The organism is Ochrobactrum sp. SFR4, assembly GCF_019730395.1.
GTDB lineage: Bacteria > Pseudomonadota > Alphaproteobacteria > Rhizobiales > Rhizobiaceae > Pseudochrobactrum.
On sequence record NZ_JAAPBB010001134.1, the window covers coordinates 1 to 248 of the forward strand.

Genomic DNA, 248 nt, shown 5'->3' on the forward strand with positions numbered 1-248 from the left:
GCACAGTCTCATCGGTGATCGCACCGGAAGGTGACGGACGCTGGCTGCAATATGCCGGTGGTTATGCGGATATGATGGCACAGCGCAAAGAAACAGCACTGGCGCGCCGTCAGGTGAAATCTGCTGCGCCTGCGCGCAGTGATGAGACAGAAGCCGCACCGGCACCTAAGCGCGAAGAAAAACGCAAGCTGTCTTACAAACAGAAATTTGCGCTGGAAACATTGCCGGCAAAAATGGAAAAGCTGAGT

At 54.8% G+C, this 248-nt stretch carries 1 pseudogene; it reads left to right on the plus strand.

The window, feature by feature from the left end:
• Positions 1 to 248: pseudogene (locus tag HBA93_RS22580) on the plus strand (ABC transporter ATP-binding protein); the annotation flags it as partial.